At 68.2% G+C, this 16,687-nt stretch carries 20 protein-coding genes; 10 read left to right on the forward strand and 10 right to left on the reverse strand.

Features of this window, described 5'->3' with window-relative positions; translation table 11 throughout:
* Positions 1-116 precede the first annotated feature (116 nt).
* From CFN78_RS23860 to CFN78_RS29315, 9 genes are all read left to right on the forward strand, one after another.
* Positions 117-806, forward strand: a complete 690-nt coding sequence (locus CFN78_RS23860) for a 6-pyruvoyl trahydropterin synthase family protein (protein ID WP_094865128.1) — start codon at positions 117-119, stop codon at positions 804-806.
* Positions 803-1,507, forward strand: coding sequence for a 7-carboxy-7-deazaguanine synthase QueE (locus tag CFN78_RS23865; protein ID WP_205660632.1), 705 nt, complete (start codon positions 803-805; stop codon positions 1,505-1,507). The genes CFN78_RS23860 and CFN78_RS23865 overlap by 4 nt, the downstream gene beginning before the upstream one ends.
* Positions 1,508-1,736: 229 nt before the next feature.
* Positions 1,737-2,363, forward strand: coding sequence for a GTP cyclohydrolase I (gene folE, locus CFN78_RS23870; protein WP_205660633.1), 627 nt, complete (start codon positions 1,737-1,739; stop codon positions 2,361-2,363).
* Positions 2,363-3,181 (forward strand): hypothetical protein, encoded by an 819-nt coding sequence (locus CFN78_RS23875; protein WP_094865130.1) that lies wholly within the window; start codon positions 2,363-2,365, stop codon positions 3,179-3,181. The genes folE and CFN78_RS23875 overlap by 1 nt, the downstream gene beginning before the upstream one ends.
* Positions 3,178-4,245, forward strand: a complete 1,068-nt coding sequence (locus tag CFN78_RS23880; RefSeq protein WP_205660634.1) for a nucleoside phosphorylase-I family protein — start codon at positions 3,178-3,180, stop codon at positions 4,243-4,245. Before CFN78_RS23875 ends, CFN78_RS23880 begins: the two co-directional genes overlap by 4 nt.
* Positions 4,246-4,265: 20 nt before the next feature.
* On the forward strand, positions 4,266-4,961 hold the full coding sequence (locus CFN78_RS23885) for a dTMP kinase (RefSeq protein ID WP_094865132.1): 696 nt from the start codon (positions 4,266-4,268) through the stop codon (positions 4,959-4,961).
* A 30-nt stretch (positions 4,962-4,991) separates the two neighbouring features.
* Positions 4,992-5,912, forward strand: a complete 921-nt coding sequence (locus CFN78_RS23890) for a DUF2797 domain-containing protein (RefSeq protein ID WP_094865133.1) — start codon at positions 4,992-4,994, stop codon at positions 5,910-5,912.
* 71 nt (positions 5,913-5,983) lie between these two features.
* The gene (locus tag CFN78_RS23895) at positions 5,984-6,826 is read left to right on the forward strand and encodes a class I SAM-dependent methyltransferase (RefSeq protein WP_094865135.1); all 843 of its coding nucleotides are present in this window, start codon (positions 5,984-5,986) and stop codon (positions 6,824-6,826) included.
* Positions 6,823-6,960, forward strand: a complete 138-nt coding sequence (locus tag CFN78_RS29315; protein WP_165777683.1) for a hypothetical protein — start codon at positions 6,823-6,825, stop codon at positions 6,958-6,960. Before CFN78_RS23895 ends, CFN78_RS29315 begins: the two co-directional genes overlap by 4 nt.
* 20 nt (positions 6,961-6,980) lie before the next feature.
* Here the strand turns inward: CFN78_RS29315 and CFN78_RS23900 are convergent, their stop codons facing one another.
* Positions 6,981-7,496: an NUDIX domain-containing protein gene (locus CFN78_RS23900; protein WP_276307360.1), complete on the reverse strand. Its 516-nt coding sequence runs from the start codon at positions 7,494-7,496 to the stop codon at positions 6,981-6,983.
* 397 nt (positions 7,497-7,893) lie between these two features.
* Between CFN78_RS23900 and CFN78_RS23905 the strand changes: the two genes are divergently transcribed.
* Positions 7,894-8,718 carry an SAM-dependent methyltransferase gene (locus CFN78_RS23905; protein ID WP_094865137.1) on the forward strand — a complete coding sequence of 275 codons (825 nt, stop codon included), beginning with the start codon at positions 7,894-7,896 and terminating at the stop codon, positions 8,716-8,718.
* A gap of 834 nt (positions 8,719-9,552) precedes the next feature.
* On the opposite strand, the gene CFN78_RS23910 is transcribed toward CFN78_RS23905, so the two are convergent.
* From CFN78_RS23910 to CFN78_RS23945, 9 genes are all read right to left on the reverse strand, one after another.
* On the reverse strand, positions 9,553-10,371 hold the full coding sequence (locus CFN78_RS23910; RefSeq protein ID WP_094865139.1) for an SAM-dependent methyltransferase: 819 nt from the start codon (positions 10,369-10,371) through the stop codon (positions 9,553-9,555).
* A 92-nt stretch (positions 10,372-10,463) separates the two neighbouring features.
* Entirely contained in the window at positions 10,464-11,351 is an 888-nt protein-coding gene (locus CFN78_RS23915; RefSeq protein ID WP_094865316.1) for a S1 family peptidase, read from the reverse strand.
* Positions 11,352-11,484: 133 nt separating this feature from the next.
* Positions 11,485-12,033 carry a hypothetical protein gene (locus CFN78_RS23920; RefSeq protein ID WP_133116436.1) on the reverse strand — a complete coding sequence of 183 codons (549 nt, stop codon included), beginning with the start codon at positions 12,031-12,033 and terminating at the stop codon, positions 11,485-11,487.
* Positions 12,034-12,230: 197 nt separating this feature from the next.
* Entirely contained in the window at positions 12,231-12,572 is a 342-nt protein-coding gene (locus tag CFN78_RS28845) for a hypothetical protein (RefSeq protein ID WP_133116437.1), read from the reverse strand.
* A gap of 21 nt (positions 12,573-12,593) precedes the next feature.
* Complete coding sequence (locus CFN78_RS23925; RefSeq protein ID WP_133116438.1) at positions 12,594-13,604, reverse strand: SAM-dependent methyltransferase; 1,011 nt, start codon at positions 13,602-13,604, stop codon at positions 12,594-12,596.
* Complete coding sequence (locus CFN78_RS23930; protein WP_110495030.1) at positions 13,601-14,251, reverse strand: HAD family hydrolase; 651 nt, start codon at positions 14,249-14,251, stop codon at positions 13,601-13,603. The genes CFN78_RS23925 and CFN78_RS23930 overlap by 4 nt, the downstream gene beginning before the upstream one ends.
* On the reverse strand, positions 14,245-14,865 hold the full coding sequence (locus tag CFN78_RS23935; RefSeq protein WP_094865149.1) for a hypothetical protein: 621 nt from the start codon (positions 14,863-14,865) through the stop codon (positions 14,245-14,247). Before CFN78_RS23935 ends, CFN78_RS23930 begins: the two co-directional genes overlap by 7 nt.
* On the reverse strand, positions 14,862-15,080 hold the full coding sequence (locus tag CFN78_RS23940) for a hypothetical protein (protein WP_094865152.1): 219 nt from the start codon (positions 15,078-15,080) through the stop codon (positions 14,862-14,864). Before CFN78_RS23940 ends, CFN78_RS23935 begins: the two co-directional genes overlap by 4 nt.
* 90 nt (positions 15,081-15,170) lie before the next feature.
* Positions 15,171-16,298: a hypothetical protein gene (locus CFN78_RS23945; protein ID WP_133116439.1), complete on the reverse strand. Its 1,128-nt coding sequence runs from the start codon at positions 16,296-16,298 to the stop codon at positions 15,171-15,173.
* Between the last annotated feature and the right edge of the window lie 389 nt (positions 16,299-16,687).

Consider the following 16,687-nt stretch of genomic DNA (forward strand, 5'->3'; position numbering starts at 1 on the left):
CTCCGCTCGGCCCCCCAAACTTTCCGGCCGCTGCGCCGTCCGGGCCGGTAGGACCGTTCGGCTGCCAGCGCACGTCGTCCGAGTGCCGTTTGGCATGACCGAGGAAGGAGGGCTACATGAAGGCCACTAAGGAGAAGTGCGTGGCGGACGGTCAGGTCACCGTCGCGCAGTCGTTTGGCTTCAGTGCCAGTCATGAGCTGAGGCAGTTGCCGGCCGGTCACAAGTGTCGCCGCAATCACGGCCACAACTACACGGTGACCGCCTCGGCGCTCGTGCACGATGAGGCTCGCGGAGACCTGTCGCCTCTCGGGGACTATCTGGCCGCGACGTTCGACCACCGGTTGCTCAACGAGCAGGTCACCTTCCATCCGACGAGCGAGCTTCTCGTTGTGCATCTTGCCGAGTGGTTCCGGGACAACATGGAATCGGCGATGCCGATCACGCTGGTCGAGATGGTGGTGTCGGAGACCGCGACGACGTCAGCCCGCTATGACGGCGTCACCGGCGAGATCACGATCTCGAAGACCTTCACGACCAGCCACGGCGGCGTCACGCTGGTGCTGGGCGCGGACGGGCTCGACGAGGTTGGGTTCATCACCGATTTCGGAGACCTAAAGCCGTTCGGGGCGTACCTCCAGGCGCCTGACGCCGACGCGGGGCTACGTGCCGCCGGTCCTGCGCTGGTCGCCGACCTGGCTGGCTGGTTCGTCGACAACATCGAGCCGAAGATCCGCGGTCGACTCGTATCCGTACGGGTCGGCTCAGGAGCGACCACCGGCCTGTGGGAACGAGGCGATGCCTCGTGAACACGCTGGCCTTGGCTCCCGAACGTGTAGAGGGCTCCGCGATTCTCACGGAGAAGTTCGAGTCGTTCCAGGGCGAAGGCCCATGGACTGGGCAGCGCTGCGTGTTCGTCCGGTTCTCCCGGTGCAACCTTCGGTGCGGCTTCTGTGACACCCCGGAGAGCTGGGACTGGAGCCGATACAACCCGGCCGAGGTCAGCGACAGGGTGCCCATCTCCGAGCTGGTGTCGTGGGTGCGTGAGCGCGGCGTGGACATGATGGTGATCACCGGCGGGGAGCCGATGTTGCAGCAGCCCGCCATGACCGCCCTCGCCCGCGGCCTGGCGAAGGTGCGGGTGCAGGTCGAAACCAATGGAACGGTTGCGCCCACGCCGGAACTTGCCGCCTTGGTCGATCTCTGGGGGGTGAGTCCGAAACTCGCGAACTCCGGCATGACCTACTCCACCCGCATCAAGCCCGAGGCGCTCTCGGCGTTGGTCGCGACAGACCGTGCGGTGTTCAAGTTCGTTGTGACCGAACCCGAACGCGACCTCGACGAGATCGCCCGGCTCGTCGAGGAGCACCGGCTGGCTCCGGTGTGGGTGATGCCGGAAGGCACCACCCAGGAAAAGGTTCTGGCCGGCATGAACGCGCTCTACGGCCCGGCTACCGATCGCGGGTGGAATGTCTCCACCCGTCTGCACATCCTGACGGGAGCGCGGTGACACCGATTCCCAGACTGAGCACCGGATCGCGCGGTTTCCCGCGCCAGCATCGAAACGCCCGTGGCTTCCTGTCAAAGGACGCCTTCCGAGGAGCTGACCGAGACCTCCTTGTTGCTCCTGGTCGTCGCTGCGCTGGCATGTCGCGCAGCGCCTGCGCGCCGAGGCAATACGAGCCGCCGCTGCTGACGTCTTTGACCGATTTACCGAACCCGGAAGCGAGGCGAAGTCCGTGACCAACACCCTCGACAGACTGGCTCCCAGCGATAGCCAGGATCTGACGTCGCCGGGTCCGGTCGACACCGAGCGCGTCGCCGATCTTGTCGGCCAGCTCCTCGCCGCGATCGGCGAGGACCCCGGACGGGAGGGCCTGTCGGACACGCCGGCCAGGGTCGCCGCGTGGTGGCGCCGTTTCTTTTCCCCGGATCCGTCGGCGGCACCGACCTGCTTCACCGAGCCGCACCTGAGCGGCCAGTTGGTCGTGATCGGCGGTATGAGCGTCTGGTCGCTGTGTGAGCACCATCTGCTGCCCATGAACCTGGACGTCGTCGTCGGTTACGTACCGGACGGCGAGGTGATGGGCCTGTCGAAGTTCGGCCGTATCGCACAGCAGTGCGCCGGTCGTCTTCAGGTGCAGGAGCGCTTCACCCGGCAGGTAGCGGACGAGATCGCCGTCGTGATCGGCAGTACCGATGTGGCCGTCGCGGTCCGCGGCACGCACCTGTGCATGAGCGCGCGGGGCGTGCGGATGGAAGCAGCTCGTACCACCACACTGCAGACCGGCGGCCGGTTCGAAAGCGATTCTGTTCTCTCCCAACAGTTCCTCACCCTCGCCACCGACAGGTGGAGGGTCGCCTGATGGCCAAGAGCATCGCCTTCTCCGCGATCGCCCCGCCCGACTACCTCGACGCCTTCGTCGCGCAGGAGCCCGCCAGCGTCCACCACGTGGCAGCCCAGCGTGTTCTAACCGACGCCGCCTACCGCGCGTTCTTCCACCGCGAGGCGCAGCGGGGCGCGGAGATCATCGTCGACAACGGGGTCTTCGATCTCGGCCACGCCCTGCCGGCCGCCGACCTGATTGCGGCGGCCCGCCTCGTCGACGCCCGCGAGATCATCCTCCCCGACGTCATGCGCGACGGGCTCGCCACCATCAAGGCCAGCGACGAAGCCGCCCGCGAGATCCTCGACCTCAGCAACGAGTTCCGCCTGTGCGTCGTGCTGCACGCAGCAGACGATCACGAGTGGCTGCGCTGCCACGACTACTTCGCCTGCAGCGACTACGTCGGAGCGATCGCGCTGCCCGCATCCCGGCGCCCCGCACCCGAAGACCAGCTCTGCCGCACCCGCTGGGCGGCCACCCGATACCTGGAAGACCACGGCATGATCGAAGACGGCATCGTCTATCGGCTTCTCGGCCTCGGCCGGACCGGGCACCTCGAACTCGTCGAACAGCGCGAGCACGAATGGATCGCCTCGGTCGACGGGGCCGCCCCGGTCATCCTCGGCGCGATGGGCATCGAGATGCTGCCCGGCGGCCCCTACAAGAAGCCCAAAACTCCTCGGATCGAGCACCTGGGCCCCATCCCCGAGGAACGGTTCGACCTGATCCGACGCAACATCGCCGTCGTCCGCGAGGCGGCCGGCAGCAGCGTCCGTATCCCGGAGGCCGCCAGATGAACCTGCTCGCCAATGCGGTCCTGCCCGCATGTTCCGACTCGGCGTTGCGCAGTTCTCCCATCGCGGTGGACGGGCACACCATGGCCCCGGACCGCCTTCTGCGCTACCTCCAGATCAAGGTGCACCACCTGATCCAGGACCACGACTGGGACAGCATTCATGTCCTCGGCAGTTACGACCGCCAATCGGTGATCTCCGCGCATGAGAAGACCGGCAAGCTGTTCAACTTCGAGCGCCCCACCGCCGAGGTCCACGGCTGTGACCTCATCGTCAAGGCATTCCCCGGTGCCGACTACGTCCACCACTACGCACTGATCATCGCCACATACCTTTCCATGACAGGAAAAACGGCCGACACGGTCACCTACGAGTTGCCCGACCCGACGTCGTCTGACGACGCGATGGGAAAGCTCGACCTCGAACTTGACGGCGACCTCGTGATCGTCGGTTGGGGCCTGGCGCACCTCGCCCCGCCGGACGGGGTGTGGAACCACGGGCACGGCTACGCCTGGCAACGCACAGAGATCCACGGCCGCCGGGTGGTCTATCTCGGTTTCCTGCACAGCATCTGGGGCGACGTCGCCGGACGCGTGGTCACGCGCCTGGCGGGGCTCGGCGCCCGCCACGTCGTCTACGTCGGCAAAGTCGGCGCCCTGAACCCCGACATCGAACCCAACACGCAACTCGCCACCGGAAACACAAGCCTCGTAGGCGGAAGCCTCGTGACGTGGCCCGACTTCTTCGGTGACTTCGCCGCTGCCCAACCGGGCGTGCACACCGGCGTTCACGTCACCTCGCCCTCGATCCTGCTGGAGAACCGGGACTGGCTGACCGAGCACGCCGAGCATGCCTTCGTCGATCCGGAGATCGGCCCCATGGGGGTGGCAGCACGCGACGCCGGGATCGATTTCGGCTATCTACATGTCATTTCCAACAACCTCGCGCGCCATTACCCCGCGGACTTGTCCAACGAGCGGCACAACGACGTCGTCCGACGGCGCACCGTCCTCATCAGACAGATCCAAGACATCATCGCCAACCGACTGGCCGCCCGGCCGATCTGAAACCCTTGGAGGAGCACCACATGACGAACGCGGCACCTGTCTTCAACCCCACGCGCGGACGGGAAATCACGGTCGTCGGCATCGACGGCGCGGGCAAGTCCACCCTCGCCACCCGTCTGCACCGAGCGCTCATCGAGGCTGGTCACGAAGCGATCCTGATCGGCAAGCACAGCACCGAAGTCCCGATGGACCCAGAGTTGTCCGCCTACGTCGATCGGCTCAACGCATTGGTCTATCGCCGCGACGCACGCGTCGCCCAGGCGTGCGGCGACCACTACTGGCTGCTGGCGTTGGCCGCCTGGTACACCCTCCAGGACAAACTCGTCATCCAGCCCGCTCTCGCCACCGGAACCCACGTGATCCTCGACAACGCCCACCACAAGATCCTCGCTCGCTACGCGGTGAACCCCGACGTCTCCACCAGCCTGGCCGAGCAGGTCTTCGCCCACCTCACCGAACCCGACCTGGTGTTCTGCCTGCGCATCAGCGCCCGCGACGCGCTCGCCCGCAAGGGCGAATTCAGCTCCCTGGAAACCGGCCACTCCGGCGGCGCGGACGAGGACTTCATTCGCTACCAGGACGTCGTTCTCGCGAAGCTGCGCGAGCACGAGCAGCGCGGCGGATGGCTGTCGATGGACGTGACCGACATGGACCGCGACGCGGTCTTCAAGACCGCCGCTGACGCGCTCGCCGACCGCCTCCAGCTCGCCATCTGACCCGCCCGCAGCAACCACGAGGAACGCACCATGCCAGTGACCCGACCGACCGACGGCGAGTACGTGTGCCACGGCATCACCTGGGCGACAGGAGATCCCCGGCTGCTGCTGGCCTCGCTGCCCGACGGGCCGCTGGTGTACGCCGAGGTCATGAACCGGCGACTCGGCTTTGCGGTTGGTACCGGCCGGTGGTGCACTGGCCGGTACCAGTTCGCCGACACGGTGCGCGTCGAAGCCCTCGCATGCCCCGACCGCGCGCCGACCGAGCAAGGTGACCAGTGCGCTCGGTGCTTGCGCCAGGACGAGTTCCGCTTCGCCCACCAGTTCCACCAGGACAGCAACGTCCCCGAGGCCCTGCGCCAGTACATGGACCAGGCGCACTGGCTCTACCTCGCCACTTTCGCCGACGGCGCCACCAAGGTCGGCACCGCAGCCGAACCACGCAAGCAATCCCGCCTCGACGAACAAGGCGCCCTGATCGCCACCTACCTGACCAAGAGTCCCGACGGCCGCGCCGTACGCCATCTCGAAGACGCCATCACCCGCAGCCTGCAGGTGCCCCAGACCATCCGGGCCTCAACCAAGCTCAAGGCGCTGGCCAACCTGACCGACCTGTCCACCGCAAGCGCGACCCACGACCGGCACGTCTCCCGCGCCGCGGACGCGCTCGCCGCGATGAACACTCCGGCAATTCTGGAGAAGTGGACTCCTCCTGCCGAAGGCGACCGAATGCGCGTGGCCGGCGGTGTACGGATGCTGTATCCACACGACCTGCGCGAGGGTGAGCACGGCTTCACCGTCGTCTCGTGCGTCGGAACCCAGGTACTGGCCGTCCTGGACGGTGACGACGAGATGGACTACGTGCTTGACCTCGGCACCCTCAAGGGCCGCCGCATCACGCTCGGCCCGTTCACTTCGCCAGCTGCCGCCTTCCAGAACTCCCTCTTCTAACCGCCCCGGCCGGGTTCGTCGCATCCGTCCGCCACGAGCCTGGCCTGCACCCCTGAAGCGAGGTATCCGTGATGGCACCCCTGGACGCCCTTCTCGGCTGGGACGAGGACACCACAGCCGAGGCGTACGCCGCCTTCACCCGTGCCTTCCCCATGTACGCGCTCACCAGCCGAGACCTTGCCCGCCGCGCCGATCTCACCGACAGCGGCCTGGTGGTCGACCTCTGCGGCGGAGCCGGCGCGACCGCAGAGGCAATCCTCGAACTCGCCCCGACCGACGCCCAGGTCGTCTCCCTGGACAACGCCGCCGCCATGCAGCGCGTTGGCCGACGCACCCTGAACGACCCGCGCCTGACCTGGGTCACCGCCCCAGCCGAAGACCTGGCCGACCACGTTCCGGGCGCGGTGGACGCCGTGGTGTGCAACTCCGCGATCTGGAAGACCGACGTGCCACAGGCGTTCGTCGCCGTCCACCAAGTCCTACGACCCGGCGGCCGGTTCGTGTTCAACGTCGGCGGCGGCTTCGCTGGCGTCCGCCACCCCGACGAGACCAGCGTGCGCACCGGACCCTCGCTGAACACCTTGATCCATCAGGTCGCGGCCCGTGACTACGGCTACACCCCGCCGCCTCCAGCCCCTGAGGCAGCGCCCAAGCTGTCGCTGGACACGGTCGCCGAGCACCTGTCAGTCGCCGGGCTGACCGTGCTCGACACCGAGGTCGTCGCCCAGCACAGCACCATGGCCGAAAAGAAGGCGTGGCTGTCGATTCCGGTCTTCGCTCGACCAGACGGCGAGTTCACGCATGCTCAGCGGATGGACATCCTCGACAGAGCGTACTCGCTGACCACGCCCGACACGCCTACCGTCACGAGCTGGCTCGTGGTGGTCGCACAGCGACCCAAGGAACAACGTTGACCGCCCCGCCGCTAAGCGCGGAACCGTTCACCGCGACGCCCGGCTTAGAGCCGGTGTGGGTTCCATTCCTGCACGAGTCCCAACTGGTGACGCTGCCCGACGACACCCTGAGTCTGACCGACAAGGTCCTCTGACCGTGCACCGGCAACACGTCTCAGTGCGCCCCTACTACGTTCCCCGCTGCCAATCGCCGCACGTACGCGCGGATACGTTCGCGGTCCTCGGGGAACACGCTCTCCCACGTCTCGTCCAGGTCGAACCACTTCGACGGCTGCCCAGTCTCTCCGCCGAGCGGAACATCACGGCCGACGACGGCGCCATAAGACAAGCTCAGCGTCGGTGCCCAGTCGGCACGGAAGGAACGGACAGCCACCGCGGCCGGCGCCGGCAACAACTCGCCAGCTACACCGGCCTCCTCCACAAGTTCACGGGCCGCGGCCGCCCGCGGCGTCTCGCCCGGCTCGACCTTGCCACCAGGCGGCACCCATCCGCGCACGCGGTGCCGTACGAGCAGGACGTGGCTGCAGGTCGGGTCAGTGACCCAGACCTCGGCCGCGAGCGGCTCCATCAGCGTCTGATGGGCGCACAGCCATGCCTGAGCGTCATCGAACTCCATCGCGGCAAGGCGAGCATCGGCGACCGCCGCTTCCACGGTCAACTGGTCAATCACCTGACCCAGCCTAAGCCGAAGTCGCAGCCGCCACAGACATTGCAGAGAGCACCGCCCGCCGTGTCCCTGCCCGCTAATGAACGGCCTGAAGGCTGGATGCCCCTGAATGGCGAAATCGTCAGCGTCGAGTCGCCGTGTTCACGCAGGTCAAGCCTACGGCGACCGCGTCACACCGGCTCGCCGCCGCGGAGATCCGGCCGATGACGTTCACCGGTCTGCCGTCATGGGCGTCGCGGATACCGGTCACATCTCCAGCCACAGCGGGACACCCGGGCCGTCGCGCCACGTTCGCTCCGGTACGACGGCGCCCGGGTGCCACAGCCGCGCACGCCGTTACAGTGTCAAGCGGGTTCGTTCGAGTCGGGGTGAATGAGCCCACTCGCGGGGAAGGCCAGTCATGGCGCACATCAACAGCACCCACCCGGTGTGTCCCTCGCTGGACACCACCCGCCCTGGGTTAGCCCGGGTGCGTGATGCCGCGCTGGGCGGCAAGGACAACTACTCCATCGACCGGGATCTGGTGGTCGAGCTCGAACACGCAGCACCCGGTTTCAGCGACCTGGTCCGCGCCGAACGCGCGTGGCACATCCGCGCCGTGCGGTACGTCGCCAGCACCGGTATCGACCAGTTCCTCGACTGCGGCGTCGGGCTGCCGACCGCGTTCGACAACACCCATAAAGTCGCCCAGCGTCACAACCCCGATGCCCGGGTCGCCTACGCCGACGCCGACTGCATCGTCGTCGCCCACGGCCGTGCCCTGCTGCACGACGACGAACGCACCCTCGTCCTTCAGGCCGACTACACCTACCCCGAAGAACTCCTGCCCGCCGCCGGTGCGTTCCTGGACTTCAGTCGCCCGATCGGCCTGCTGCTCACCGACACCCTGCACCACGTCGAGGACGACGCCCACCCTGACAAGCTCATGGCCACCTACCGCGACGCGCTGGCGCCCGGTTCCGCCGTTGTCGTGAGCCACTGGTGGGATCCCGGCACCGGCCCGGACCACGACGCCGCTCGCGCGCTGGAAGCCACCTGGCAGGCCCGCTGCCCCAGGACCGGCCGTTACCGCACCCGCGCCGAGATCCAGGCGCTGCTCGACGGACTGGAACTCGTGCCGCCCGGTCTCGTCGAGTTCGACGACTGGTGGCCCGACGGACCCAGCATGACCGCCCCGACACCCACCCGGCGCCTCGGACTCGCCGCCGTCGGAATCACCCCCTGAGCGACCTCGCCCAGGGGAACCTCACACAACTTCGCCAGCCGAGACCGCCTCGCGGAACTGAACAGGAAAGACGGCTTGAACTGCGGAAACTTGTGTGCCGCCAGGGGTTCGAACCCTGGACCCAAGGATTAAAAGGCTCTTGCTCTATCCAGCTGAGCTACGGGGGCCTGTGGCGGGAGGTCGTCGGGCGCTGTGCGGCCTGGGGTGCACTGTTGACGCGGGGACCGTGGTATTCGCGGGCTTGTTCCTGGCTGGCTTCGCGCCTGTCGGTTGTTGAAGTCTTGTCACCCGCGGGTCCAGCCGAGCCATGCCGGCGCGGCTATTTCTGGGTGGGTGCGCTCTGGCGGGCATTCGGCGCAGGGTTCGGCGTCGTCGGGGGATCGGGGCGTCGATGAGGCCGATCCGCGCGCATCGAGTGAAGGCGGCGGTGTGCTCGCCGTATCGCGTCGCCGTTGGGGTGTCGCTGATCCTGTGCACGGTCTGCGGGGTGGTGAAGCCGATGCACCGCTGGCCGGCCGTTGCTGTCGCGGGCGGTTCGGGGACGATCGGCGTGAAGAGGACGTCGAGATCGAACAGTGGCCACCGCGGTTCGGGATCTGGGCTCTCGTACCGGCCGCCCCCGGGTCGTGGTCGCAGAAGGTGGACGGTGGCGCGCAGGCGGCCGGATCTGGACGCCGTCGGCGACCAGATGGGCGCGGACGGTCTTGACGGACATGCGGTAGAGGCGGGCGAGGCACCACAGGGACGCGCCGGCCTCGTACCGGCTGGCCATGCCCGGCGGTACCGGTCGACGAGACTTCGGAGCGGCAATAGCGTTTCCGGTACGGCTGCTCATTACCGGTCTCGGGCGTCGGCGTCGGGGACGCGTGCGGCGACGCAGTGCAGGAACGGGTCGTTGTGGTGGCCGACCGGGACCGGGTCGAGGCCGGACAGCCAGTGGTTGAGCGCGCGGCGGGATCGGTCGGTGAGTGGCTGGTCGATGCTGCAGTAGAGGTTCAGTGCGGCCGACAGGCGAAGGTGGTCCTCGGGCTTGTCTGGGGTGGTGAGGTGGGAGACCGCGAGGTAGCTGCCGGGGACGAGGGCATCGCGGTAGCGGGCGAGGATGTCGGCGGGCTTGTGCTGGTCGGGCACGTGGTGCAGGACCGCGGTGGCCAGCAGGAGCACGGGCTGGGCCAGGTCGAGGGTGGTTCGCACCGCTGTGCTGGCCAGGACCGTGTCGGGGTCGCGCAGGTCGGCGGTGAGGATCTCGCTGGCCGGGTTGGGATGCTGCTGCCGGGCGAGCGTGCAGGCGGCGGTCACGACGGGGTCGTAGTCGACATACACCGCGCGGATCCCGGGCTGGGCGAGCGTGGCCTGGTGCCGCCAGATGGGCCCGGTGGGCATGCCGCAGCCGAGCACGAGTACCTGCCGGACCCCGTGATCGAGCGCGTGGTGCAGGACGTCGGTAGCGAAGGCGACGTTATGGCGGACGATGTCGCGGACGGGAAGCAGGATCGCGACTTGCTCGCCGAAGAACCGGTCGACGGCGGTGTTGTGGCTGTCTCCAGCTGCCCAGTCCGCGATCCTGGCGGTGTTGGGCTGTTCGAACCGCAGGAAGTCCGGTGTCGGCCACCGTGGGATGTCGTTCGCGGTCGCGTTGGTCGAGTGGTTCATCGGCGTTGGTCGTCCCCAGTTCAGGTCTGATCCAGCTGAGCCCCGGGGGCCGCGCCGTGCTGGGCACGGGCGCGGCCACCCCGGGTTCGGTGTCAGGTGGCGTTGCCGGTGCGGGCGACGTGGTAGATCCAGTCCCGGAAGTCCGGCGAACTGGTGTACACGTCCGGCACGGTGCCGCAGAACTCGGTCGCGGCACGGCTGGCGCCGCCCACGAGCTGCTGCACTCCGTTGACCCTGGCCAGAGCGGGCCCGCCGGAGTCTCCGTAACAGCTGCCGTCCGTGCCCGAGGGATTGTCGGTACACACCTCGCCGACGGACATGGCCGCGTCCGCGCAGCGAGACGGCGCGGTGACGCGGGTGTCGAGCTGTTGCAGGTGCAGCGGCAGGTCGGCGCTGGTGCTGTCGGGCTCGGTCACACCCCAGCCGTAGAGGCTGATCGTGCTGCCCCGCCGTGCGGTGTCGCGCGCCAGCTGCACGGTCGGCTGCTGGAGCAGGTGGTCGAGCTTGAGCATGGCGATATCCGAGACCTGGCGCTTGGGCGCGCCCTGGGCCCAGTTCCAGCCGGGGTGGACCACGATCTTGGTCACCGTCGCGGTTTCCCCGCCGGAGAGTCGATCGAGACTGCCGACCCGGACGTGGAACGTCTTGTCCGCGGTCGGGATCGGCGCGCTGTCGGCGGCGAATCGCCGGGTCGTGGACCCGCTGGCCGCACCTGCTGGCGGGTCGGCGACGCAGTGCGCGGCGGTGACCACCCAGCCCCGGAACACCAGCGCCCCGCCGCAGGTGTGGTAGTTGACGTACTTGGCGCCGTGCGCGGGCGCGTCGTACTGCAGCGAGGTGATACCGGCCGGCGCGCTCGCGGCCGGGTGCCCGCCGACGATCATCGGCTCGGCCGGAGGCGGGGTGTCGGCAACCGCTGCGGTCACCGGGGCGGTCAGCGCGGCGGCGATGCTCACCGTCACGGCTACTGCGAACGACATGATCTTTCTGTTCACGAAGGTTGTCTTTCCCATCTGCATAGAAAGAGCGACAATTGTCCACAATGGAATTACTGAGCACTGGTATCGGTGGTCCGCGCCCCGGATGGCTGAACGGCATTGGCGGCCGACCCCGTTATTCGACGGCGTCTTCGCGTTGGGCCACGGCGTGCAGGGCAGGTTTGTCGTGTCCCGGTAAGCCGGTTCGGCACGGCTCGTCGGGATTGTCGATGCTGCCGCACGGGCCGAAGATCAGGCAACGGGAGATCTCGTCGGGGTGGAGCGTGCGCGCATGGTGCTCCAGCCGGACGAGCACGGCGGGGAAGACGCCGGTATGCAGGCCGATGATGAGCGGGGTGCTGCGGTGATCAGCGCAGCCGATGATGGCTCCGCATGAGGTGAAGCGGGCGATCCAATGCTCACCGTCGCGGTAGAGGTCGCATTCGAGTTCGTTCAAGCCGACATCCACCGCGGGATACCGGCGGTCGTCGTCAACGAGCACTCCGCCGAAACTCGCGGAGTAGTAGAAGTTGGCGACGACGTCTGAGTCGCGATCGAGAATTGTCCAGTCGCGATAGGTAAACCAGGCGATCAACGGGTCGACGGTGCCGTCGTCGGCGGGCGGGCGCCTGTAGCGGCCGGTCCTGACGAACGGGTCGAGAAAGTCCCGGACACGGGTCAGCATGGTGTCGAATAGGTGGAGCATCCGATGGCGGCCTTCCTTGGGGTGTCAGTGATCGGTGTTGTGCGTGCCCCGGAAAGGGGCGATCGCCCTGGCCTTCGCGACTTCAGGCGGAAAGCGTGTGCGCTGTTGCTGTACGGCAGCGGACATGGCTCGCAGGAAATGGAGCCCTTGAGCCTCGGCAGGTCGTGGCAGCGCGGCTAGTGCGGTTCGGGCGGACGTGTCCTGGTCTCAGTACCGTCGACGTCGCGTCGTAGGTAGGGCCGGGTTCGTAGCCGTGCCGGTGGTGTGCGGACCGGGGGAAGTCGCAGCGTCGGCTGCTCGCGCTCCGGACTGGTACTCCGGAGGTCGAGGTCGAGTACCGGCCAGGCCGGGGGTGGCGGCTGTCTCTGCTCGGCCTCGACGCGCGCGGCTATCGCCGCAACGGAATCCGGGCGCTCGTTCCAGCGCCGTCGCCGACGGCGAGCGCGTGCTCGCACAGCGAGCACGGTGCCGGCCAGCAGCAGCGCGGCCGACAGGCCGACGAGGAGGATCGGGCTCATCGTCAGACCGGTCGTTGTGGATCATGGTGCGCCCGCCCGGCTGGCGTCGGCGCGGCGTTCGGGGACGCGTCCGACGGCGGCGAGGGTGTAGGGCGCGCGGGGGTGGCGGCTCTGCTCCGGCTCGGGCCAGCTCCGGGCCGTGCTGATACCCGGCTCGAGCAGATCGAGATCGGCTATCAGCCGGGCGAACTCGTCGACGCTGCAAGGCCGCGGGTGCGGAGGCCCACAGCGTTGGTGTGCTCGGCACCAGCGGGCAGTGACCGAGCGCAGGGCCACGAGATCGTCGGCGTTGGCGGGCGCGAGCAATGGCTCGTCCGCCAGGTGCGTGATCGGGACCAGGCTGCCCGGGTGCAGGTGTTGCGCCAGGCGCCACAGCACGGAGCGGCCGTCGATCTCGGGTTCGGCGAAGTGCAAGAGGTCGACTGCCAGCACGCACGCGCGCTGGTTGAGATCGAGCAGTCCCTTCTTGGACAGGTGGGTGAGCATCTTGCCGACAGCGAAGACGTTTCCCCGCACCATGGCCGATCGGTGCCGAGCGCGGGGGTCGTCTTTGAAGTCGCCGTGAGCGTGGGCAAGGACGAGAGGTTCGTGGTCGACGAGCACGATCGTGGGATCCTGCTCAGCGTCCGCGCCGACCACCGTGGCGTGTGCCGCGCTGGTGTGCAGATGCCCTGACCCCAGTTCGACAAACTGGGTGATCCCGTCGTCGAGCGCGCACTGGATCACCCGGGAAGTAAAGGCGCGCCGCATCCGCAGAGCGGTTTTCGCATACGGGGCGATGCGTTTCAGTTCCTTGGCCACCTTGCGATCGAGCAGCCATGCCCGGTCGCCGTTGGCGACGATCGCGTTCTCCACCCGCGAGATATGCGGGTAACACAGGCATAAGCGCGGCAGTTCGCCCCAGTGGCGCTGCTGGCGAATCCGGCAGTGGGCCTCGAACAACTCCGCCCCGCATCCGCCCCGCGGATGGGAGCACTTCCCGTTCCAGTAGCGCCCGCGCCCCTCGGGCATCGGCTCGATCGTCACACTCACGCAGGCGCTCCCGCGAGTTCGGCGAGGTGCTCAGCGGCGCCGGCGAGGTCGGGCACTACGGCGACACGCGGGTCGCGGTGAACGTCCTCCGGGACGTCGACGTCGCGGGTGTTGACGAGCACGGCGGCCCGGCACCCCACGGCGAGCGCTCCCCGGACGTCTTCGGGCACGCGGTCGCCGAGGTGCACGATGTCGCTGACCGGCACCTGGTGGTCGGCGGCGATCGTGGTCCAGCACCGGCGCTGCGGCTTACGGGCACGCAGCTGGTAGCTGGTGTAGATCCCGGCGAGGTGCTGCCCGCATTGGTCGAGAAGGTCGCCTATCCTGGCGGGCCCGGCGATGCAGGACACGTTCGACAACGCCACCACCGGTGCCAGGGCCGCGAGGCGTGCCAAGGCGGCCAGCGTGCCGGGGTAGGCGGTGAACCCGCCGGTCGGCCATATCTGCGGCCAGTCGGAGGGGTTGATGAGTAACCGCTCGCGTACCAGCTCGGCGACCTCGTCGGTGAGTTCGGGAACGACGTGGAGGATGTTGCGGTCGATCTCGGCCGCGTTGTCCGGCGCCAGCGCGATCTCCCGCAGTACCTCCGCTGTGCCCGGGCGGTCGAACGAGCCCAGGGTGTCGCCCACGTCGGTGGTGATCAGCACGAGGCACCTCGCCGTCGGCGACGCCGCCCGGGTACGGCAAGGCGGGCCATCACCGCCGCCGCGATGACGCCCAGGAATTTGTGGAGTCCTTGGTCGAGGTCGTAAAGTGCCGTGCCCGGCCCGGAGGTGTCGGGTGCGCTGTCGGGCTTGCGCATCACGGTGGCGTACGCGATGAAGGTGTCCTTGTGGTTGACCCGCTTCGCCAGCCACAGCAAGAAACGGCGCCGATCGATGATCCAGTGCGTTCCGAAGTTGATCGCCGCACCGACCAGCCGGGCACGCCACGGCAGGCGCAGGCCGAGGGTGCGTGCGACGGCCTCGGTGACGACCAGCTGCCCGGCGGCATAGGTCAGTACATGGCCCGTGGCCGCGCGGCGCCCGACGACGCAGGCCGGCACCGGAGTCTCATGCTCACGCGCGACTTCGACCTCGGAAGCCGGTTTGCCATCGCTGGGATACACCAGCTCGTCGCCATGCAAGCCTTTGAGGACAGCATCTTTCGGCCGCTGTAGCCAATGATCCGCCCACAGATGCAGGCCGTGGAACGTGCCGGCGAGTGCCCCGAACAACGCTATTCGTTCCACGGCGCGGTCGGGGACGTTGACCGTGGTCATGCGCCGTGCTCCTCGGTGCTGAGGCCGGTGTCGTCGGAGCGCTTGTAGAACAGCTCGAGGTAGACGTCCGCGTCGGATTCGCGATCGACGTGGCGGGGCTGGTCGAGGTCGATTCCCCAGACCTGGACCTCGGCCTGTGCAGGGTCGGCCAGCCACTCGGCTGCGGCGGCGAGCGCCTCGGCACAGACGTGACCCCTGAATGTCGTGCAGTCCACGGCGCCGCGTGTCGGTTGTCGGCGTGGCATACGAACCTTTCTCATCGAGATACTCCGGGTGTGAACGTGGCCGGCGAGCGTCAGTTGTGCTCAGCCGGTGCCGGGAAGAGACGGGGCGATGTACTCACCGCTGACGTCCTCGGCGGTCTGCTCGGCCACGACCGGTGTTCCGGTGGCCAACAGAAAATGGCGTGCCGCCGCGACCACCGAATGGCGGGCGGGCACGGTGTAGCCACCAGCGCTGGCGCCGAAGCGCAGCCACGGCCCGAGCCGCGCCAAATAGGTCAGCCACAACCGTTCGGCGATCGCGGGAATATCGGCGCGCAGCGCACGGGCGGCATGCCAGGAATTCAACAGTGGCTCAGGCCAGCCCGCGGCCACACCCGGCCGCGAGGCCACCACCTGGGTTGCCCGCGAGCACTGCGTCAGCATCGCGGTGAACACCTCCGGCGGCGGAAGCTGCCCCCTGGCCAACCCGAGATCGGGCACCCATGGCACCACCGGTACCGGTCCGCGCGCAGGGGAGGCGACCGACGCCAGCCGCAGCGCGATCGGTAGCAGGGCGGACGCTTCGCCACGATCCACTGGATCCCGGTTCATCGACCGCGCGAACGCCTCCGGGTGCGGAATGCGGGGCAAGGTCTGCCTGACATCCAGACCGGCCTCGTGAACGGCTGCCAGCAAACCCAGGCCGTGACCGTGCTCCCAGCCCATGCGCATCAAACCCCAGGACGGTGCGAGCGCGTCGGGTACGGCGTCGCCGGACAGCACCAGCGTGCGGGCCTGCGGGTCCACCAGCGTCAACCCCAGCGCTGGCGCGCACAAGGGCCGCAGCACGTGGATGGCCAGCAAACGCTGCCACCACGGCGCGGCCAACGGGCTGCACACCGCTCCCGGCCGGTCCTGCTCGCGCAGGCGGCGCAACGCCGCCGCGAGCCGGGACTCCTCGGCCGGCGCGTCGAGATCCGCAGGCGCATCTGGATCTGCCAGCACCACCTCCTCGGCACCGACCTGCGTGGCGTGGCGCAATCCTCGCGCCACGGCGGCACCCCACCCAGCGCCCGGCAGCGTCAGCTCAACGCGCGATCCCCGTAACCTGGCGTTCCGGAAGGCAGTGCGTGTCCTGTCGTCTTTCGCGGCACTGGTATCCACCAGCACGGTGCACACTGACCGGGTCGACCCGCTCCCCAGAGTGGCGCGCTCGGCGTATTCGGCCACAACCGCAACGGAGTCCGGGTGCGCGCGGGCTGGCAGCACAATTACCAGCGGCGGTGGTTCAATTTCGCTCGTACTAGATGGGACGGCGCGACCATCGGCGGGAGGGGGAGTCGTCGAGTTGCCAGATGGTCGTGCCGCCCCGCGCCCCACCTCGCTAGTCGACCCCGGGGGACGGGTCTGACACGACGCGGGTGAGGACATCGTGGAGCTGTTGAGCGAATTGGTCATTGGTCTTCAGTATCCTGGTCAGGGCGCATAATTCGGAGGTCTCGCGGAGCTGTAGTTCCAGGTTCAGGCGCCTCGGAACGAGTTACCATGGGACGCCGTGTCCGCAGGTGGAAGAACCCCTCGACTACGGAATTTAGATGGCATCGAGCACTTTGTATTTT

The organism is Amycolatopsis antarctica (genome assembly GCF_002262875.1).
Classification (GTDB): Bacteria; Actinomycetota; Actinomycetes; order Mycobacteriales; family Pseudonocardiaceae; genus Amycolatopsis; species Amycolatopsis antarctica.